General features: G+C 40.0%; 20 protein-coding genes and 1 other annotated feature. Of the genes, 7 read left to right on the top strand and 13 right to left on the bottom strand.

The window, feature by feature from the left end; all coding sequences use genetic code 11:
- Positions 1 to 21: 21 nt before the first annotated feature.
- The 3 genes from CRI88_RS12070 to CRI88_RS12060 form a co-directional block, all read right to left on the bottom strand.
- Complete coding sequence (locus CRI88_RS12070; RefSeq protein ID WP_374703116.1) at positions 22 to 519, bottom strand: DinB family protein; 498 nt, start codon at positions 517 to 519, stop codon at positions 22 to 24.
- Positions 520 to 573: 54 nt separating this feature from the next.
- The gene (locus CRI88_RS12065) at positions 574 to 1536 is read right to left on the bottom strand and encodes a tyrosine recombinase XerC (RefSeq protein ID WP_101966645.1); all 963 of its coding nucleotides are present in this window, start codon (positions 1534 to 1536) and stop codon (positions 574 to 576) included.
- A gap of 487 nt (positions 1537 to 2023) precedes the next feature.
- Positions 2024 to 2437, bottom strand: a complete 414-nt coding sequence (locus tag CRI88_RS12060) for a hypothetical protein (RefSeq protein ID WP_036126425.1) — start codon at positions 2435 to 2437, stop codon at positions 2024 to 2026.
- Between the two features lie 76 nt (positions 2438 to 2513).
- Here CRI88_RS12060 and CRI88_RS12055 point away from each other — a divergent pair, with 76 nt between their 5' ends.
- The 3 genes from CRI88_RS12055 to CRI88_RS12045 all read left to right on the top strand — a co-directional run bounded on the left by CRI88_RS12055 (position 2514) and on the right by CRI88_RS12045 (position 5839).
- Positions 2514 to 4004, top strand: a complete 1491-nt coding sequence (locus CRI88_RS12055) for a circularly permuted type 2 ATP-grasp protein (protein WP_036126427.1) — start codon at positions 2514 to 2516, stop codon at positions 4002 to 4004.
- On the top strand, positions 3958 to 4923 hold the full coding sequence (locus CRI88_RS12050; protein WP_080717130.1) for an alpha-E domain-containing protein: 966 nt from the start codon (positions 3958 to 3960) through the stop codon (positions 4921 to 4923). The genes CRI88_RS12055 and CRI88_RS12050 overlap by 47 nt, the downstream gene beginning before the upstream one ends.
- A gap of 61 nt (positions 4924 to 4984) precedes the next feature.
- Positions 4985 to 5839, top strand: coding sequence for a transglutaminase family protein (locus CRI88_RS12045; protein ID WP_036126429.1), 855 nt, complete (start codon positions 4985 to 4987; stop codon positions 5837 to 5839).
- Positions 5840 to 5882: 43 nt separating this feature from the next.
- Here CRI88_RS12045 and CRI88_RS12040 read toward each other — a convergent pair whose 3' ends face one another.
- Entirely contained in the window at positions 5883 to 6758 is an 876-nt protein-coding gene (locus tag CRI88_RS12040; protein WP_036126431.1) for a tyrosine-type recombinase/integrase, read from the bottom strand.
- A gap of 366 nt (positions 6759 to 7124) precedes the next feature.
- Here CRI88_RS12040 and CRI88_RS12035 point away from each other — a divergent pair, with 366 nt between their 5' ends.
- Complete coding sequence (locus tag CRI88_RS12035) at positions 7125 to 7919, top strand: enoyl-CoA hydratase/isomerase family protein (protein WP_036126440.1); 795 nt, start codon at positions 7125 to 7127, stop codon at positions 7917 to 7919.
- A 44-nt stretch (positions 7920 to 7963) separates the two neighbouring features.
- Here the strand turns inward: CRI88_RS12035 and CRI88_RS12030 are convergent, their stop codons facing one another.
- Both CRI88_RS12030 and CRI88_RS22875 read right to left on the bottom strand, forming a co-directional pair.
- The gene (locus CRI88_RS12030) at positions 7964 to 8779 is read right to left on the bottom strand and encodes an AAA family ATPase (RefSeq protein ID WP_036126442.1); all 816 of its coding nucleotides are present in this window, start codon (positions 8777 to 8779) and stop codon (positions 7964 to 7966) included.
- 178 nt (positions 8780 to 8957) lie between these two features.
- Complete coding sequence (locus CRI88_RS22875) at positions 8958 to 9086, bottom strand: hypothetical protein (RefSeq protein WP_255358811.1); 129 nt, start codon at positions 9084 to 9086, stop codon at positions 8958 to 8960.
- Between the two features lie 517 nt (positions 9087 to 9603).
- On the opposite strand from CRI88_RS22875, the gene CRI88_RS12025 reads away from it, so the two are divergent.
- Complete coding sequence (locus CRI88_RS12025) at positions 9604 to 10779, top strand: aminotransferase class I/II-fold pyridoxal phosphate-dependent enzyme (protein ID WP_058844421.1); 1176 nt, start codon at positions 9604 to 9606, stop codon at positions 10777 to 10779.
- A 71-nt stretch (positions 10780 to 10850) separates the two neighbouring features.
- Here CRI88_RS12025 and CRI88_RS12020 read toward each other — a convergent pair whose 3' ends face one another.
- The 3 genes from CRI88_RS12020 to CRI88_RS12010 form a co-directional block, all read right to left on the bottom strand.
- Positions 10851 to 11216: a cupin domain-containing protein gene (locus tag CRI88_RS12020; RefSeq protein ID WP_036126449.1), complete on the bottom strand. Its 366-nt coding sequence runs from the start codon at positions 11214 to 11216 to the stop codon at positions 10851 to 10853.
- A gap of 91 nt (positions 11217 to 11307) precedes the next feature.
- Complete coding sequence (locus CRI88_RS12015; protein ID WP_089933574.1) at positions 11308 to 12507, bottom strand: AI-2E family transporter; 1200 nt, start codon at positions 12505 to 12507, stop codon at positions 11308 to 11310.
- 64 nt (positions 12508 to 12571) lie between these two features.
- Positions 12572 to 13522 carry an LCP family protein gene (locus tag CRI88_RS12010; protein WP_036126458.1) on the bottom strand — a complete coding sequence of 317 codons (951 nt, stop codon included), beginning with the start codon at positions 13520 to 13522 and terminating at the stop codon, positions 12572 to 12574.
- A gap of 174 nt (positions 13523 to 13696) precedes the next feature.
- Between CRI88_RS12010 and msrA the strand changes: the two genes are divergently transcribed.
- Positions 13697 to 14218, top strand: coding sequence for a peptide-methionine (S)-S-oxide reductase MsrA (msrA, locus tag CRI88_RS12005; protein WP_082673741.1), 522 nt, complete (start codon positions 13697 to 13699; stop codon positions 14216 to 14218).
- 54 nt (positions 14219 to 14272) lie between these two features.
- Here the strand turns inward: msrA and recQ are convergent, their stop codons facing one another.
- The 4 genes from recQ to argS form a co-directional block, all read right to left on the bottom strand.
- Complete coding sequence (gene recQ / locus CRI88_RS12000; RefSeq protein WP_058844424.1) at positions 14273 to 16045, bottom strand: DNA helicase RecQ; 1773 nt, start codon at positions 16043 to 16045, stop codon at positions 14273 to 14275.
- Between the two features lie 7 nt (positions 16046 to 16052).
- Positions 16053 to 17156, bottom strand: coding sequence for a hypothetical protein (locus tag CRI88_RS11995; RefSeq protein WP_058844425.1), 1104 nt, complete (start codon positions 17154 to 17156; stop codon positions 16053 to 16055).
- A 254-nt stretch (positions 17157 to 17410) separates the two neighbouring features.
- Positions 17411 to 18619: an MFS transporter gene (locus CRI88_RS11990; protein WP_257982897.1), complete on the bottom strand. Its 1209-nt coding sequence runs from the start codon at positions 18617 to 18619 to the stop codon at positions 17411 to 17413.
- A gap of 118 nt (positions 18620 to 18737) precedes the next feature.
- Positions 18738 to 20411: an arginine--tRNA ligase gene (gene argS, locus CRI88_RS11985; RefSeq protein ID WP_089933581.1), complete on the bottom strand. Its 1674-nt coding sequence runs from the start codon at positions 20409 to 20411 to the stop codon at positions 18738 to 18740.
- Positions 20412 to 20455: 44 nt separating this feature from the next.
- Positions 20456 to 20674 (bottom strand) — a binding site (T-box leader).
- Positions 20675 to 20787: 113 nt separating this feature from the next.
- On the opposite strand from argS, the gene CRI88_RS11980 reads away from it, so the two are divergent.
- Positions 20788 to 21087 carry an ArsR/SmtB family transcription factor gene (locus CRI88_RS11980; RefSeq protein ID WP_036125983.1) on the top strand — a complete coding sequence of 100 codons (300 nt, stop codon included), beginning with the start codon at positions 20788 to 20790 and terminating at the stop codon, positions 21085 to 21087.
- Positions 21088 to 21199: the final 112 nt, after the last annotated feature.

The raw sequence follows: 21199 nt of genomic DNA, 5'->3' as shown, positions 1-21199 counted from the left end.
CTATACTTACTTACCATATGTTTATTTCATTATTTCTTGTATTTGCTCGATATGACGCTGCTCGTGTAAATAAACCATTTCAATCCATTGATCGAGTGGCAATGTACCTAAGGCTGGGTGCTTCACAGCATATTTTGTTAAAATTTCAGGTTCTTCAATTGTTTGTAAAAAAGCGAGAAAATTCATTCTTGTTGTGGCTAGTAAATCTAGCATCTCCTGAACGGTAAAAGGCTGATCTATTGGCTCCACAATAGTTGGTGCTTGAAATTTTTTTGTTCTATCCAAAACAACAAGCTGAACATTTTTTCTTGCAGGTGATGATTGTTCCTGGGCTTGTAATCCCCATGTAATGGCTTTTTTGGCTGCTTCCTCTACTAACACAAGATGATGACAGATTTGTGCTACACTCCAGCTTTGTGCATCTGGTTTGTCATTAAAGCTTGTATTGTCTAAGTTTTGAATCGTTTGAAGTAATTGCGCCCTTGTTGCGTCGAATTGTTCTTTTGCTACTAACATCATAAGTTAACCCCCTTCATTTGGCATACTACTATATTCGACAGAGAGGGGTAAAAATCATCTCTCGCGCACAATATTAAAGGGATTATTTTCTAAAACATGTTGTAGCTGCTCGTCCTCTATATGCGTATAAATTTGAGTCGTCGCTACACTTGAATGTCCTAAGATATGCTGTAAGCTCCGAATATCTGCACCTGCTTTATACATCATAGTCGCAGATGTATGACGCAACTTATGTGGTGTAAGTCGTTCCTTTTGAAGACCTGATTGTTGATTAATACGTTTCACGGTTTTGGCAACAGTTTGGCGCGTAAAGCGTGTTCCTTTTTGTGAGACGAAAAGAGGCTCATCCCCGTCCCCCTTATAAGGCGTTTTCCCACTATTTTCATAATCTGCGAGTGCCTGCAAACAGCTATCGTTTAAGTAGACAGTACGCTCCTTATTGCCCTTCCCGACAACCGTTAAATAACGTCCTTGAATAGATGTTTTATTGAGCTGGCAAAGCTCCGTCACACGTATTCCTAAATTTAAGAAAAACATCATCATACAGTAATTTCTTGGTGATGCCTGATTTGTTGGTATTCCATCAATAAATTGAGTAGCCTCTTGAAGATTCATATAAATTGGTCTTTTTCGGCCAATTTTTGGTGTTTCTAATTCTTCTGCTGGATTTTCCTCAATAAGTCGACGTTTTCCTTTCAAGTACTTGAAAAAGGATTTTAATGTCGCCACTTTTCGTGCCCTCGAAGCAGCAGAATTTCCTCGCTGTACCTCACAGTACTCCATAAAGTAATAAAGATCCTCTAATGTAATATCACGAATTTCTTCTATTGTAATAGTGGCAATATCAATGGCTACTAAATTTTCTATATCCAGATCCTCCTGGATTGCTTTATGGAAACGGAAAAATAAAGTTAGGTCATATTCATATTCTTTTCTTGTGCGCTGTGATTTTCCTTTGATGGTCGTTAAATAAACTAGAAAATCCTTCATGAATTTCGGTTGCTTGGTATTTTGCATGCTAATCACCTCTATTTGCTCTATTTTACCACGAAAAAACGTTCCCAAATATAAATTTGGGAACTTTATTGAAAAAAATGCCCTTTTTCACGATATAGAACAAACGTTCTTTTTAAGCAATAAAAAAATCCCCTTTTTAAAAAAAGAGGATTTCCTTTTAAATCTTTTGTGACAGTTGCAGGAAAATAGTCATAAAGTTCACGTTAAATGAATATTAAAATCTAGTATACTTCATCTTGATTCAGCTTAAATGCTTGTCTTGCCCACCTTCTACTAAACCGTCAAAAAGGGCTATGTCTTATGGCAATATCGGTGTGATTAATATCAAGTAACTTCTACTTGGTAGCTTGAGCATTGTTTATTTACTTGAAAACAAAGAGTCAGCAGCCATTACGAGGAGTCGCAATTTGCTTACCCTGTGAGAAGCTTTGAAAAAATAGAAGATGGGTCACTACCCATGTCGATTCGTCTCACAACGCGAATGGTATTATTTTACAAAAACTGAATAAGCACCGTCTGCCTGTTTTGTTAGTGACCAGTTTGTCGATAACATTTGCTGAAGTCTTGCGACTGTCTCCTCATTACACGTTAAATGCTGGATACCTGTTTCTAACAGTTGGTAATCCTTCCCTTCTTCTAATTGAAAGCGAAGTTGCAATAAACGTTGGATGCCTGGCAATGTTACATACTTGATTCGATAATGGCCATGGTACGCTTCTAAGAATTGTTGTTCCCCTTCTTTATAAAGAGCCATTGTCTCATTAAATTCATAGTTTGGTACTTGTTCTTGCCAAGCTGATACATCCCCCGTACGTAAAGCGCGTAAGATCTCTTCTTCTGAAAAATTTAATTTAGATAGTTTATCTAATTCATAAGCTTGCATTAAATTAATGATGGTCATGATTGTTAGCTCCTTATATGTATTTATTCACAGTGTAACATGTTTTCACTACTACTTGAATTCGGAGGCGATCCATATGATGAATTTATATGATTCTAGTCTGTTTTTCGATGAAATGTTTGATGGCAATCAGCCGAAGCCTCATTATCAATCTTTTCATCATAAGCTATCCTTTTTTTCTCAGGAGCAACTTGAAGAAAAGTATCGACAAGCACAAGCAAGCTTTCTCAGACAAGGAATTACCTTTACGGTCTATGGAGCGCAAGATGGAACTGAGCGTACAATGCCCTTTGATTGTGTCCCCATTATTATTCCTCAAACGAAGTGGGCCATGATTGAGGCAGGCGTCAAACAGCGTGTGCAAGCCCTCAATTTATTTTTGCAGGATGTTTATGGGCAACAAAGGATTATTCGAGACGGTTTTATTCCAAGACAGCTTGTTGAAAATAATCCGTATTTTACGGCAACAATGATGGGTTTCCAAGTACCGATTGCGAATCATATATTTTTAGCAGGCATTGATTTAATACGGGATGAAAAGGGTGATTATCATGTATTGGAAGATAATTTACGCAACCCTTCTGGCATTTCCTATGTCTTTGAAAATCGTGATGTCATGAAGGAAGTGTATCCTGAATTTTTCTCTAAGCATACCATCCAACCACTTGATAAACACATCGCTTATATGAAAAAAGCACTTCTTGTGCACCGCCCACCTTCCATGCAAGCAGAGAGAGAGCCTAAAGCCGTGCTACTAACAGCTGGCATGTACAATTCAGCTTATTACGATCATGTCTTTTTAGCCCAGCATTTAAATATACAGCTCGTAGAGGGTCGTGATTTAGTGGTACAGGATTTGAAAGTATATATGAAAACTATTTATGGTCTACAGCAAATAGATATTATTTATCGTCGTATTGATGATGATTTTTTAGATCCTGTTGTCTTTCGTGAGGATTCTTTATTGGGTGTTCCTCATTTAATGGCTGCCTATCAAGCGGGGTATGTCGCCATCTTAAATGCTGTTGGCAACGGGGTTGCTGATGATAAAGCAATGTATGCCTATGTACCAGAGATGATTCGGTATTACTTGCAGGAGGAGCCTATTTTACCGAATGTGAAAACCTATCATTTAGGAGATGATAAGCAACGAGCATGGGTGCTAGAACATATTCAAGAGCTAGTCATTAAGAATGTGAGTGCCTCTGGCGGCTATGATATGTTGATTGGCCCGCATGCAAGTGAGGAAGAAATTGCTTTGTTTAAGCAAAAAATTAGCAAGCAGCCATTTCAATATATTGCACAACCAACGATTAAATTGTCTAGAGCCCCTGCCTTTCAAAATGGACGATTTTATCCTTGTCATGTCGATTTACGAGTTTATGTCACGAAGGGTGAGGATTGTTATGTGTTGCCTGGCGGTTTATCTCGAGTGGCACTACAAGAAGGATCACTTGTCGTAAATTCCTCACAAGGCGGTGGTGCTAAGGATACGTGGATACTAAAGGAGGAGTTGCAGCATGCTAAGTCGAGTAGCCGACGCGCTGTACTGGATGGCACGGTATAGTGAACGCACACAATCAAATGCACATATATTACAGGTACAGCTGTTGAATATGTTGGAGCAATCGGGGCAAGAACATGCTTATCTTGATCATTGGGAGGCTGTCTTAGCTATTTGTGCCTCTAAGGAGGAATATTTAGCGAATTACTCAGCCATACGTGTCAACCCATTGATTGACTATCTACTTTTTTCCGAGAAAAACGGCAATGCCCTCCACGTTACATTACGTGCCATACGAGAAAATGCACGGGTTACGCGTGATAGTATACCAACTGAGCTATGGGAAATACAAAATACCTTTTATTTAACGAAGCAACAGGCCATACTGACAAGAGAACGCCCAATCCCACTTATTGAACTTCAAGCATTTTTACAGGAAGTAAGAAAAACTCTATGGATGGAGAACGGGTTAATCGAGAGCACGATGGATCGTGATCTTCCCTTTTATTTCATGCAGGTTGGCAAATGGCTTGAACGAGCAGAAAAAACGTTGCGGATGACGTTAAGTATAGTGGAACAACAGAAGCTGTCGGGCCTATCCCTGTTAGAGGATGATGGTAGCTTTTTATTGGCGCTTACAGCAGCAAGAGAGTCTTATATGCGGAAACATTGCCAGACGAATTTACTTGCGGTTATTCGCTATTTAGTACAGGATGAGCATTTCCCATGTTCTGTGATGTTTTGTCTAAAGAAAATAGAGGAAGCTATTACGGCGATTGAACATGATTCTTTATCCTCAAGATTTTTAACACTGCATACAAGCATTCGTAGCCTCATCCTAGCAATCAATCATCTTGATTTTTGGCAAATGACTCTTGAAGAAACGATGACTATAATGGAGGAAAGACTGTCGCAATGTATAGCTTTTAGTGATACCTTTTCGACAGTTTATCATTTATATGAACCCAGCATACAACCTTGAAAGGAACCCACCACAGCTCCCTTTCAACAGGCAAGTCAGTAAGCAGAAGGAAGCGGACACGATGAAATTTGAAATTCAGCATACCAATATTTTTCAATATGAGTCTGAAGTCGATCAAAGCTTGAATACGATTCGTTTAAAGCCTCGCAGTGATGAGCGGCAGCGATTATTATCGTATCGAATTGCCATTACGCCCTCCTCATTGACCCGTGAGCATACGGATATTTGGGGTAATACAGTTGGTTCTTTTTATATACCGGAGCAGCATCAAATACTCGAAATTCATACATCTTCGATTGTTAGTATTCAGCGTGCACCATTTATTCATCGTATTCAATATTCGCCCGAAATGCAGACCATTTTCCATTCACAGCTATTTTATGAGCATTATTTACCGTATTTAAAAGCAACTCATTTTACTTTTATGACCGATCAGCAATTAGAGGAAGTTTATCATGCGATTGGTCATGCTGAAAACCCAGTGCTCTTTTCACTTAATTTAATGCAATATTTATATGCTAGCTTTGAGTATGATCCTACAGCGACAGTTGTAACGACAACAGCAAGTGAGGCATTTGCATTAAAACGGGGTGTTTGTCAGGATTTCACCCATGTCATGCTAGCTGTTTTGCGAGCTAAAGGCATTCCCGCTCGGTATGTCAGTGGTTACTTATATGTGGATGAAAATTCAGCCCTCATTGGTGATAGTGCTACACACGCCTGGGTGGAAGTCATGATACCAGGTATTGGCTGGATTGGTCTTGATCCAACAAATAATGTAGAAGTTTTAGAAAATCATATTATTTTATGTATAGGTCGCGATTATAGTGATATTAGCCCTGTTGAAGGTGTTTATAGTGGAGGCAAGCATGATTTAACGGTCAAAGTGAGTGTCAAAGCATTGAATCATTTATAATAGGCGTGCAGTAATGGTGATAAATCGCGATTACTGCACTCTTTTATTCGAAGCGTTGCTGTCTTTCTGTCAGCACCCATTTCCTCACATAGCCCATTTCTTGTTGGATATGCTCCAGCGTTTTTTCCTGCTGAAAAGCCCGTTGCATAACGGTATATCGCAAATCAGTTGCTCTTATGTTTTTTCCTATATCTTGTGACATCGTTTGAAAAATACGCTCCACCGTCTTCGTTGAAATTGGCTTCACAATACTTGCCTCACTTACCCAAACCCATTCCCCTACCTCTTGCCCATGTAAAACTGTTGTCGCTAGTTTATACTGAGCTAGCATGTCCATTAGTACAGGAGAACATTTTATTTCTCGACGGCCATTTCGATTCGCAATAAAAAGGGTTGCCTTTTCTTCGTTAAAATGAGTCCATTTCATTCGCACAAGCTCTGCAGGCTTACAACCTGTTTCCATCAACATTTGGACTATACAGCCATTGCGTCTAGCCAGCCAAGCATGCTCCTCTGTTTTTGCATATTGAAAATAGGTTGGCCAGACGTTGGCAATTTGCATAATCTGCGTATTGGTCAGTACTTGCAGCACCTCTTTTTGCCTTTTTTTCGGCTGTAAAATGGGCTGATAATCAAAAGGTGTCACCCATTCTCGTAAAAAAATAAAGTCTACAAAGCCTCTCAATGTCGCTATTTTATGGTTAAATGTATTGATATTGCAGTAGGTTTCCTTGAGATAGTCACAATAAAGCTGTAATAGATTTTTTAATTGATGATCCACATACAAGTATTGGTGTTCATGGGCGAACGTTAAAAATTGCTGTCCATCTATGTTGTACTGCTTTTTTGTGGCAGCACTTTTTTTCAATGATTGCAGCAGTAAGATGTAACTATTCCATGCTTCCTTGAGTGTGACCATATTGCCCCTCCTTGTTTGCTGTGCGTCATGTCATTTTATTTTACTATATTTTGGGTGCGTGTGTTTCAATTCATTTTATAATAGTTTAGTGTCGGATAATCTGTAATATCGATACACAAGCCGCTTCCAGTCTTCAAATGCCCCTTACGTGCATAAGAAACGTATGTTCCTACAGTAGTTTCTCATATCTTTTGCTTTCTTACAATAGTAAATTCCGCTCCCCTGTTATAGAACAATAAATGCTGACTATTCCCTACATTCTTGTATAACAACGCAATTTTATGTGAAAATTCATATCATTTCGTGTTTATAGTTGATTGTGTTATATAATAAAGATAGACATTAATACGTAGGAGGCTTTCCACTATGCAAGTAAAGACGACACGATTGGAAGCAGAAGATGCAAAAATCATTTATCAAGAAACAGCTGGACTAGCGATAATTACGATTCACCGACCACAGGCAAAAAATGCGTTAACCGCAAACATGTGGGATCAATTAGCAAAGATTGCCCTACAAGTATTAGACAATCCGAAAAATAAAGTACTCATTTTACGAGGCTCTGGTCAAAGCTTTACCGCAGGCTCTGATATTAAAGAATTCAATGCCATCTCACTTGAACAAGCCGAGGAGGCGTTTGTACATATGGAAAAAACCATTTCCACAATTGAGCGCCTTCCGATTCCAACAATCGGCGTCATCAACGGGCCTGCGATGGGCGCTGGTTTAGAATTGGCATTAGCTTGTGATATCCGCATTGGCTCAGACAAAGCCAAGCTCGGCATTCCTGTCGGAAAATTAGGCATCACCATAAACAATAAATTTGCGCAACGTTTAGTACAGCTCGTTGGCCCTGCGACCACAAAGGACTTAGTCTTTACAGGACGCATGTTTAAAGCGGAGGAAGCCTTCAAGCTTGGGATGCTTAACTACTTAGTAGCCGAAAAGGATTTAAATAAATATATGATTCGCATGGGCAAGCTTGTGGCAGGCATGTCACCAGAGTCCTTGCTTGCTGTGAAGCAATCCGTTCAAGAATGTCTCGATAGTGTGCCGACCTTATGGCAAGGCTCTTCACCGTTTGTAGGCAGCGATTTCGCCGAAGGCTGTCGTGCCTTTGTGGAAAAACGTCAGCCACAGTTCAGCCGTCAACCAAAATAAAAACAGGTACTCTCGTCGCAAAGTGCGTTGGGAGTACCTGTTTTTCACGACTTTTTCTTTTGTATAGCCGTCTTGACATGAACATGAATCGCATCTAATTCATAGCCAAATTGTAAATAAAACGCCTTCTGCACCGCCTGCTGTAGCTCTAGTAAACGCGCTGCTAATGGATAATCTATCGGTAGCTTTACTTGTATGGTCAGAATAGCTTGAGCCTGATCTCCTAACAAAAATTGGGCCTGTTCCACCTTTTGTACAATTGCTTGTTGACTACAGCAATACGTCAGTAGCTGAACATAAACATGCTTGCTAATTTCAATGTACTCCCGTTGAAAATCAGGTCGCACTATCGTTGTTTCCCCGATTTTTTCGCGCTTTGATGAAAAAATCTCCATGCCCTTTTGTACCAATCGTTTAAAAAAGTTTTGCTCCACTTGTCGATAAGGAATTGGCATCACATGCTTGCCCTGCGTTTGACGAATAAAACGAGCTTTTTGAATTTCCTTAAAGGAACGAACATCCTCCACATCGTAATAATGTTCAATGGGTCCAAGATCTAGCTGCTTAGCAATACTATTCGTCATTTTAGTGGATGTCCCAATCAGTAAAATGGACTGCACCTTATGACTTGCTAACGCTTTTTTGACAGCCTCACGATGTTCCTGTTCCGTAAAAATGGCACGTCGTACAGCGGTAATTGTATTTTTTTCGAATTTGGCAGAAATGCCAGCAACTCTTATTCCATTGACAATGAGAAGACCATCATCAATGATAGCCTCCACTCCTAATTTATGAGCAAAGGCAAGGGCACTCGTACTTTTGCCTGTGCCGCTTGGTCCACTTAACGAATATACCTTCACTGCCCTCTCCCTCCCTTACTAAATGGTTTGCGTATCAGGTAGTATCATTCATACATGCTTCGAAATAGTGTGCATGCCGCAACTATGGTATTCCGCATAGTATCATAGTCAGCAGCTGCGTAGGTTTTTACATACAATGCCCGCTAGTCCGCTGGCATATAGCTTTTTTAATACCTCCCTATCTTGGCTGTAGACAATTGAAAATCGTAATGCTGAACGATTCAGCATGTTTTGTAAAGACTGCCTCGTCGTACACTTGCATAGGCAGCTTGTTTTGCCCATACTCATCCAGCATTGCCACTGTCAATAATAGGGGAACATCAATACGATGGCTATCCTTTAATACTATTCAGTATGTATAGCTGTAAGCAAAGTCTATGTCCAATCTTGTAAAAGGAGGTTGTTTCTGTTACGGCGCAGACAATAGTGAAATCTTGCAACATATCGTTCACTACTGAGTCAGCTATTCAATCGTTAAGATGCATGCTCTCCCCACCTGAAAAACTTTATACTCAGTATAATACAATTTTCTCTTTGAAGGTATTTATAGTCGCTTATCCCAACATCAGACAATCTATTTTCGCTAGCCTATGCACACATCCTCTACATTATATAAATATTTTCTTTTTTCAGAATATCTGCCCATTTCTGTGCTTTAGTATGATAAAATGTGTACTACTATTCTGTTATCTCGCATAAACAGGCCCGTAAGCAAACAATGGTCTGTTAAAGCCCGATTTGTGCAAACAAACAATTAGCGTAGACAAGAGAATCATCTACGGATTGACGTTGCACTTTATACAACGATAAGGAGTGTACTAGTTTTGAAAATCGTACCATCTAAAAAAATGTCATTATTTACACCAGCAATTTTCGGAGATTTGAAAAATTTTGCCCGTGAGCAGCAAGCAAAGGGCATGACCTTGATTGACTTAAGCTTAGGAAGCCCTGATCTTCCTCCACATGCCAAAATACGTGAGCATCTTTCTTATCGCGCAGGGTTAGCTGAATCTTACGGCTACACACTGACAGGCACACAGCGTTTTTATGAAGCCGTTAGTCGCTACTATAAGCGTCGTAGCCATGTCGATTTAGATCCCGCTACGGAAATTATTCAAACTATTGGCTCTCAAGAAGGCCTTGTCCATTTACCGATAGCCTTTTGTGACCCAGGAGACATCGTGTTATCCACAAACCCAGCCTATGTTGCCTATGATGCAGGAATTCACTTAGCAGGGGCAACACCTTATTACATGCCTCAAACGGCCGATAATGGTTATTTACCTGACTTAGACGCTGTCCCAGAAGAAATTGCTGAGAGAGCAAAGCTATTGATTTTAAACTTACCAGGGAATCCTGTACCAGCGATGCCGTCCTTAGCGTATTTTGAAAAAGTCATTGCCTTTGCCAAAAAATATAATATTATCGTCCTTCATGATGCGGCATACTCCGAGTTTTATTTTACAGGTGACGGTCCGATTAGTTTCCTTGCAGCACCAGGTGCAAAAGAAGTCGGCATGGAGATTAACTCCCTCTCCAAAAGCTTTAGTCTTGCAGGAACGCGTATTGCCTATATCGCAGGAAATGCTGAAATGATCGCCGTTATTAAGCAATTAAAATCAAATTTAGACTTCGGTATTTTTGAGCCTATTCAAGATGCAGCTGTCGTCGCACTTGATAACGCAGAAGAAATTACGGAAAGCTTACGTGCCACATTCTCAGAACGTCATAAAACCCTGATGAACGGCTTACAAGCATTAGGCTGGGAAGCCGCACCATCTGATGGTGGAATGTTCGTATGGGCAAAATATCCGTTCGATATGGACTGTACAGAACTAGCCTTTCAATTAATTGAACAAGTTGGCGTTGTAACCGTTCCTGGCACCGTATTTGGTACGGCTGGACAAGGCTATTTACGTTTAGCATTGGTGCAACCAAAGGAACTTCTTCAAGAAGCTGTTGATCGCTTAGCACAAGTGCAATTACTGGCACAAAGCTAGTGCTTTTGAAAAATAATAAACCCTTCTAACCTTGTCTGTTAGAAGGGTTTTACTATGACTATTCAGGAATGTTAAATCCACACATCATTTTCAGCAGTTAGCTCTGATGGTGCTTCGCCTGTATTGACAACCCCCATCGGCTCTACAAGTAGAATTTTACACTCAGAAGCCGCATAAGGTTTATGTTCAACATGGCGTGGTACGACAAACATCTCTCCTTCATTTAAACGCACTTCTCCATCTCTGAATTCGATGATTAGCTGCCCTTCAATGACGATAAACACTTCATCCGTATCATCATGTTTATGCCAAACAAAATCCCCTTGTACTTTAACTAATTTAAATTGATAATCATTCATTTCAGCAATCACTTTCGGAGACCAATGCTCTTGAAACTTAGTTAATTTTTCTTGAAAATTAATCGGTATGTATGTCATGCCCTTTTCCCCCATCCTTTTGATGAATCTACTAATAAGGATAACACACATTAAAAAAACAGCTACTGTCAAACGGCAGTAGCTGTTTTTATCACACATCATATTTTTGATGAACATCATCTTCGTAACGGTTGTAACGCTGTTTAAAGAGCTTGAATAAATGGGTCACCAGCACCTTAAAGATCGCATAGCCTGGAATCCCTAAAATAACACCAGGAACACCGAATAATGAGCCTGCCGTTAATAAGACGAAAATGATCGTAATTGGGTGAATACTGAGTGATTTCCCCATGATTTGAGGAGAAATGAATTTTCCTTCGATTAATTGAACAATCGTCCATACAATCGCCAGCTTAATCAACATCAATGGAGATGTGACAAGGGCAATAATAACGGCTGGTGTAATGGCAATGACTGGCCCCAAATAAGGAACTACACTTGTAATCATCGCTAGGAATCCAAGCAATAAAGCATATTTCATGCCAATGATTAAAAAGCCAATGGTCACCATTGCTCCAATACACATAGATACTAAAATTTGCCCCTGTATGTATGAACTAATTTGCTTGTCCATGTCATGGAAAATTTCAGTGACTTCTTTACGCATACGTGGTGGGCACACTTTCAGCATAAATTTCGGTAATTTTTCGCCCTCTTTTAATAAGTAAAATAAAATGAATGGCACCGTTACAAGTGATAGCACAATACCTGTTAAGGTTGAAAGGAAGCCCGTAATACCTGTGGCCACACCTTGCGCTACATTTGCAGCTGTTTCCCTTACAGTTTTCACCATATCTGTAGTGAAGTTTTTAACCACTTCATTGTAATCAAAATTAATTTTATCTAAATAATCGTTAAAACGTGAATTGTTCAAGAATGCAACGATATTTTGTGTAAACTTCATGAAATACTCTGGGAATTCCTGTGCTAAGTTCGTGAACTGTTCGCGTAAAAATGGATAAACCAACACAACGAGTAGTGTAATGACACCAATAACCGCAATGTATAGTATTAAAATCCCCCAAATTCTTGGGATTCGCCATCTGACCAAGATCGCCAACAATGGACGCAATAAATAGTAGCCTATGACGGCTAGTACCCCTGGTAAAATCACTACTTCAAATAATACTTGTAACGGGGTAAAGATAAAGGAAACCTGATTAAACATAAAAATAACACATGCAACTAGTAATAAAATCACCAGCATAAATAATAGGTTTCTACCACCTAAAAAACGAATAAACTTGGTTGCTAATAGGCTTGAACGCTCTTTTGGTCTTTCTTTTTCCATATATCCACCCCAATCCAAATGCTCTACCTTTATATTACAGGATAATGTTGGTTTTTGCGAAACATCACTCCAGTGAAATACCTAAAAATTCACTTAAAAAGGCTTTGTTTTGCTCCACATCAATGACGATGGAATCGCCTGCATGACTAAAGTTTTGGAATTGATAGCTACCTTCGATGGGAATCGTTGCTTTTTCAATGTTGACCTTACCTTTAGATAGCAATTTAAGCACTTGCTGCATTTCCTCAGCAGATGAATAATCGGTTGTTATATAGCCCTGTGCAGCTCCAACAAATTTTGGTAAATTTAACATGTTCGTAGGCGTTAATAGCTCTGTTTTTAAAGCCTCAATGACTTTTTGCTGACGGGCAACACGACCGAAATCTCCTTCAGCATCGTGACGGAAACGTGCATAGCCTAATAGCTCCTGTCCATTTAAATGATGAACACCTTGCTTTAACTCTACCCCAATATTTTCAGACATATCCTTTTCTACATCCATTTCCACACCATTTGGCGCTAAAATGTCCACTAATGATTCAAAGTTTTTAAAATCAATTAGGGCATAATGATGAATCGGTAAGCCAAACATATTTGTCAATGTATCCTTTAATAGCTGTACACCGTCTAGGTAGTAAGCTGTATTAAGTTTATAGGATTGATAGCCTGGGATATCTGCGTAAATATCACGCATAAAGGACACAAGCTTAATATCATTGTTTGCTTTATTCCAGGATAATACCATCATCGTATCTGTACGAGATTTTTCCTCGCCACGTGTATCGACTCCTAAAATTAAATAGTTCTCAATATCCCCTTTGATTGTATCTCCAGAAAAATCCTCCTGCGCTACTTTCGTATCATTCGCCAGCTCAAGCCCGCTGCGATATTGCATGACAGCATATCCGACGATGACAATGATACACAGTAATAATAGTGTAAAAATTGCTCTCCCTTTACGTAATTTACGTTTTTTAGGACGTTGGGAGCGTCTCGTATAATCTTGCTCTTCCATAACAACTAACTCCTCTATTTTGATATAGTTAATGTAACGATTGATTAGCTAGAAAGTTTCATTTTGGCAATCAGCTATTCCATGTTTTTCTATCTCATCATTATTTTACACCTAATTACTCAGTTTCGAGCAAAACAATGCTATAATATTTTCACAAAAGAAAGGATGATGTAAATGATCGAAAAAGCTACATTTGCTGGCGGATGTTTTTGGTGCATGGTGAAGCCATTCGTCGAGTGGGACGGTATACATAAAGTGACTTCTGGCTATATGGGCGGCCATTTAGAAAACCCAACCTATGAAGATGTTAAGGAAGGGTCTTCGGGCCATTTAGAAGTGGTCGAAATTGAATTCGATCCTGCTATTTTTAGTTATGAGCAGCTCCTGGATATTTACTGGATGCAAATTGACCCAACGGATGCTTATGGACAGTTCCATGATCGTGGAGAATCCTATACAACAGCTATTTTTACCTACACAGATGAGCAAAAGCAAATCGCAGAGGCCTCAAAAGAAAAGCTTGCCAATAGTGGACGCTTTGATAAACCTATTGTAACCAAAATTCGCGATGCTGAACGCTTCTATCCAGCAGAAGACTATCACCAAGATTATTATAAAAAAGAGACGGAACACTATCAGCAAGATCGTGCCATTTCTGGCCGTGATACATTCATAACAAAGCACTGGGAACAATAATGAAAAGAGGTGTCTCACAATGGAGAGACACCTCTTTCTACGTAATAAGCACTATTACACGGAAGCTTCTAAAAACGATTGTAATGCGTCAAAGAATCGCTTACCGTACTTGTCAAATTTCACCTCACCAATACCGCTCACCTGTCGTAAATCCTCCAGTACGGCTGGCTTCTTATCACATAAATCACGCAATGTTTTGTCAGAGAACACTACAAATGGTGGCACCTTTTCTTCATCTGCAATCTCTTTGCGCAATACGCGTAAATGTTCGAATAAAGGATCATTGTCCACCAGCTTCTTCACTGCTACAGCTTCCTTGCGCATAACCTGTCGATTGCCAAGCAGTACTTCCTTGCCATTCGCTGATACATATATGGTTGGGAATGTCCCATGCTTCACAGCAAGTAAACCTTCCGCAATTAAAAATTCAATAAAGTTCGAAACATCCTTTGAGGCATATTTTCCTTTTAAGATGCCATAGGTCGATAAACGTGCAAAGCCAAATTCCGTTATTTTTTGATTTTTGGAGCCAATCAACACCTGAGCCACCATGGTCTTGCCGAATTTTTGTCCCATGCGTACCACACAGGCTAACACCTTTTGTGCATCCTCAGTCACGTCTGTCACTGCTCGCCCATCATTGCAATTACTACAACGCCCACAAGGCTCCTCTGGCTCTTCAGCAAAATAGGATAAAATCGCATTTTGTAAACAGCCCTCTGTATGGCAATAATCGACCATTGTTTGGAGCTTGGCTAATTCTTGGGCTATACGTGCTTCATCCTGTGTTTGTTCAATTAGAAAACGCTGTGTTTGGACGTCCCCAGAAGCATATAATAAAATACAGGCACTCGGCAGACCATCACGTCCTGCACGACCCGCTTCTTGGTAATAACTCTCCATATTACGAGGCATTTGATAATGCAACACAAAGCGCACATTACTTTTATCAATCCCCATACCAAAAGCATTCGTTGCTACCATAATACGTGCTTCATCTTTTAAAAACCGCTCCTGCTCAGCTATTCGCAAGTCCTCTGACAGACCCGCATGATATTTCGCAACCGCTTCACCAGAGCGACTCAGCATGTCATAAATCGCGTCTACTGCTTTTCGAGTGGCTGCGTAAATAATGCCGACTTCCTGTTTATTTTGTTGTACATAATTTTTTACATAACGTTCTTTATTTTCACCAATTAGTACGGACAGCGCCAAATTTTCACGTGAAAAGCCTGTCATGACTGTCGCTTGCTCATCAATTGTTAGTAATTGGCGGATATCATCACAGACAGCTGGTGTCGCAGTGGCTGTCAGCGCTAAAACCGTGGGCTTTTGTGACCATAGTGTAAACAGCTTTTGAATGGAGCGATAGCTTGGTCTAAAGTCATGCCCCCATTGCGAGATACAGTGTGCCTCATCTACCGCTATTAACGGCACAGGTAAATAGGATAGTGCTTGCAGAAAGGATACACTTTCCAATCGCTCAGGCGCAATATAGAGAAGTTTTAAATAACCTGCGCTCGCTAGTTGCATCGTTTCATCTACTTCCTGTGCCGACAACGTACTGTTAATATAGGCGGCAGGAATGTTCGCCGCACGTAAAGCCTCCACCTGATCTTGCATCAGAGATATAAGGGGGGAAATGACAATAGTTAACCCATCTAGCATTAATGCAGGAATTTGATAGCAAATGGATTTCCCTCCACCAGTTGGCATGACACACAGGCTCGACTGCCCTCGTAATGTTTGTTCTATAATTTGGGCTTGTCCTTGGCGAAAGGCTTCATAGCCAAAATGATGCTGTAGCATTTGTCTTGCTTGCTCCATGCAAAGTTCACTCCTCGTTTGTTAGACGAAGTAGCATGTACTCGCCCTGTTCATTTTTTTCGATTTCATACAGTATGATGGAATGGGCAAGTGCCTCCTGCCCTGCAGCATTCGTCAAAACATATTCCGTTTTAGCACGTAGAATAAGATGCTGGCCTTCTATACGAATAGCTTGAATATCGGTATTAGAGAAATGGATCTTAGCTTGTTTGGAAGCATAATAAGCAACCATGCTATTCAAGGTCTCTTGTAAATCCTCTGTTCCGACAATTGGTTTCATGACACTCGCATCCTGAATGGCCACAGCCGCCTTTAAATGCTTATGGAACGTATCTAAAAACAGCTTGATTTCATCTGTATTATACGCAAACACATTCTCACCATATTGCTCAATTGCTTGCTGTACAGCTTCTTTGTCACCTTGTTCTATATAGGGATATAAATTTTTGGATTGGGACAATCGTACACTGGCTTTCATGCCATCCTCAATCCATTTATCCACGAATGATTGGATTTCCTTCATCGGCAATATGTATGGCTGGGACTCTCCTTGCTGTTGACGATTAAAATATAGTCCAACAATGGCTCCATTTTCAGCCTCCATCACAGGACTTCCTAAAGGCATAGCTTGTTTCACATCTATATAATAGGCCGCTACCTTATCTTGATATTTCTGAATCGTGTAGGGCAAGCCATTCACATAAACGGCTAGCTGATTCAGCTCACCTTCATACGTTTTTGGCACATGCACATTCGCTTTATACGTTACTTGTAGAAGTGCTAGATTATGAGCTGTTGACATGACATGTACATTTGCTGCCATTAGCTTGTCTTGACCAAATTGAACAAGGGCCGTCGGTTTGGAAGCAACTAATGCACCATTTGTTAAAATATACAGCTGATTATCCTGTTGCTTTATAATAATGCCTGCCCCAACACCATACTCTCCGATGACTTTGACCTCTGGGACAATTTTTTCCTCTTGCTTGGTCACTGCCCCCTCTGTTTGAACCTCCGCATTTTTACTTTGAAACCAGCCTGTGCCTATTTGACTGTCACAGCCTGTAACGAGGAAAGCCGTCGCTCCTAACACGAGCATTTTTTTATACATACCTTCACCAAAACTTTCTATTCATCATTCTCTATTATCTATCATAATCAAGGATTTGTGATGTTTCAAGTTTACATAATATTATTATTTCTATAATAATGTTAGGGAAATGCGACAACACCGCTAAATATATTTCATTCTACCTATTATTATTTATGAAATACGAAATTTGCTATGAGGATTGGAGGTTAACTGGACCTAAAAATAATTTTCATTAAAAAAGACATGCGCATTGCTTCACATGTCTTCTTCGATTATTTTTTTCTTAACAGTCTTGTCGATACGATAATGCCCACCATCAACAGTAAAAAGATGATATAAGTCCATGTATGATTGCCTGTGATATCATAGCAAACCCCGATCATAATGGGAATAATTGCACTCAGCATAAAGCCACCTGATAGCACCATGGATGACCAGCTATTAGCCTCCAGATCATTTTTGGCTTCATCCAGCGGTAACAATAAGCCAATCGGAAATAGACCACTTAGAACAATGCCGATTAATAAAACAGCAAGCCATAAATAGACGCCTGACGTAAGCCATAATAGCGTGAAACCAATTAATCCTACAAAGCCTAGTGCCAGTATCCATACCATTCGACTTGACCATTTTTCCATGAGCATCGGCACTGCAATATTGCCGATCATTTGCACAATAGACATAAACGTCAGCATAGCACTTGCTGTTTCTAGTGATAAGCCTTTATCCTGCAACAGCGGTGTAAGCCACGCCATCATCGAAAAAAACAGCGAGGTTTGTAAGCCAAAGTATAGTAAGATCGCCCAAGCACGTCCAGATGTCCAAGGATTACGAGCATATTCAGTCGTCGTTATCTTTAGAACTTGTTCATTTTGCTGTGATGGTATGGCCCATAACCAAATAACTAGCGCCCCTAATGCAAGTAGAGCCCATATCCCCAGAGCGACGGTCCAGCTATTGCCGAAAATTTGATAAAATGTCACCGTTAAGGCCGCACTTAATGTAGCACCTACGCCAATGCCGAAGGAATAAATGCCAATCACGGTCGTAAAACGCTGTGGAAACTTTTTCTTAATAAAGGCATTTAAAATAGGACCAATCATCGCAATAGCTAAGCCTGCTGCAAAGCTTGTCACAATGAGCAAAGCGTAGCTTTCTTGTAAAAGGCGTAGTCCATTGGCAAGGACGAGAATAGCCACTAAAAATGTTATGGCGGATTTCGTGCCAACCTTTCGCTGAAGCGGTACAGCCAAAGGTGCAAATAAACCCATACAAAAAACGGGGATGGATGTCAGAAAACTCATACTTGTATTGGAGACATGTAAGGATGTCATCAGTACATTATAAAGTGGGCCAATCCCTGTTACTGCAGGTCTCATATTGAGTGCAACAAAAAATATACTGATGACCACTAGTATAAGTGAAAGGGTCCATTGTTTTTTTGCCATTTGTTCAATATCCTCTCTACTGCCACTCAACATTCATTGCTGAAAGAGTTTGTTTATTTATTCCTCTCTCCTTTTACCATGTTTTCGATAGACGGTCAATCTTGGGACAGTTTCTTGAAAATGGCTATTTTTTATCTTGATTCAGTAGATGTCACATATTTTCAGGTAATTCAATGCCCAATAAGGCGAATGATTCTTTTAAGACAATCGCAACACATGAACAAAGTGCTAGACGTGACGCTTGATATTCATCATCCGCTAATATTTTCTGTTGGGCATAATATTTATTCAATAAACGGGCCAATTGTAAGGCATATTTCGCTATTTGGGACGGGTCAGCCTGATCAAAAGACGTAGCTACCACTTTCGGAAACTGCTCCAGTAATAAAACAATTGGCCAAGCCTGCTCTCCTAATGGCTGGAAGGTCATCACTTCAGCTGGGGCGTTTGCTTTTTCTAAAATGGAGCAAAGACGGGCATACGTATACTGTACATAAGGACCTGTTTCACCTTCAAAATTCATCATTTGCTCGATCGAAAATTCAATATCATTGAGGCGATGGTATTTCAAATCATTAAATATAACTGCGCCAACCCCAACTTGCTGGGCTACTCGCTCCTTGTTAGGAAGATGGGGATTTTTCTCTTCGATATTACGCTTCGCCGTCGCAATGGCCTCTGCTAGCACATCTGCTAATAACACCACTTTGCCTTTACGGGTCGACATTTTTTTGCCATCCTTGAGCATCATCCCAAATGGGACGTGCTGTAGATTTTTGGCCCAAGCATAGCCCATTTTTTCGATGACTTGAAAAAGTTGTTTAAAATGGAGGGATTGCTCATTGCCAACAACGTAGAAAATCTTTTCTGGCTGGTAATGCTGTTGGCGATACAGGGCAGCAGCTAAATCGCGTGTCGCATAAAGCGTGGCTCCATCTGTTTTCGTCATTAAGCATGGGGGCATTTCCTCCATCTCCACAACATACGCCCCATCTGATTCCACTAGGAGCCCTTTTTCTTGTAGTTCTGTCACAACAGGCATCATTTTGTCATTGTAAAAGGCTTCTCCTGTAAAAGCATCAAAGTGAATTCCTAGCAACTCGTATATTGATTGAAATTCTACTAATGATACATCTCGGAACCATTGCCATAATGCCAGTGCCTCTGCATCGCCATCCTCCAACGCTTTAAAGGCGGCACGTGCCTGTTCAATCAGTGCTGGGTCTTGCTCTGCCTCTTCATGAAACTGCACATAAATCTTTAATAGCTCCTCAATTGGTGACGCTGTAATGGCTTGCTTATCACCCCAATATTGATAAGCCACAATAAGCTTACCGAACTGTGTACCCCAGTCCCCTAAATGATTGATGCGAATCGCTTGATAACCATTTTTTTCTGCCATATTGGCTAAAGCATTCCCAATGACTGTTGAACGTAAATGCCCCATCGAGAATGGCTTCGCAATATTAGGAGATGAAAAATCTAGGACGACAGCTCCCATCCCCGTTTGATTAGTTCCATATGATTGTTTTGCTTGCATGATGTTGCTTAGCACTTGTTGCGTCACTTTTTGTTGATCTAGAAAAATATTGACATAGCCTCCAACAGCTTGCACACGCTGGATATTGTCATTGTTTAATTGACTTGCTATATCCGCTGCAATAGTTTGTGGTGACTTTTTCCATCTTTTTGCTAAGGTAAAACAAGGAAATGCCACGTCCCCTAGCTCCGAGCTTTTTGGTTTTTCTAATAATGACGCAATATCATCTGCTGTTAATTGATGATTTACTACTTCTGCCATACTTTCAGCGATTTTTTTATTCATCTTGATCCTCCTCCTGTCCAAATAAAAAAGCCCCCGTCTCTAAAATTAGAGACGAGAGCATCATAATCCCGTGGTACCACTCTAGTTGCCATTTAATATGACCACTTTCCATTGTTAACGAGGTGACGCCCCGCTATTCTCTACTACTTGTTCGAGAATCTTCTCCAAAGTGCGCTTCATTCATGGGTTCTGCATTAGGCTCACACCAACCCTAACTCGCTTGCCAGTTGTCCATCAATTACTCTCTTCTTCATCGAATTTTTCTATGATTTTGACATATATTACAGGACTTCCTTATTGGCGTCAACCATTTTTTAAATATAATGTTGGTACTTAGCAATTGACATATCGAGATAATTCGATATATTATTGCGATATGGAACCAATTGAAATTTTCAAAGCGTTATCAAACGAGACTAGGCTAAACATCTTACAGTGGCTGAAGGAACCTGAGGAACATTTCCCAAAAGTGAGTATCGAAGGAGGCGTATGTGTTGGTGATATTCAGGAGAAAGCTAAAACTTCTCAATCAACCGTTTCTCACTACTTAAATATGATGCAAAAGGCTGGACTTCTCGAATCTTTTCGTCATGGTCAATGGACATATTATAAATTAAAAGAAGAAACGATTCATCAAATTGCCTCGTTTCTTGTATCAGATACCCAAAATGATTAAAATTGGGTTTCTGTTTAAAATGCCATATCGATTATTCACGATAAATAGATACGTTACAGTTATTAGGTTTCGTATACATTTGCACAATACATCGAAATTTCTCGATATATTG

Origin of the sequence: Lysinibacillus fusiformis (genome assembly GCF_002845985.1) — a bacterium.
GTDB lineage: Bacteria > Bacillota > Bacilli > Bacillales_A > Planococcaceae > Lysinibacillus > Lysinibacillus fusiformis_D.
Note: the sequence above shows the minus strand (reverse complement) of the source record. Positions and strands in the feature narration are given on the sequence as shown.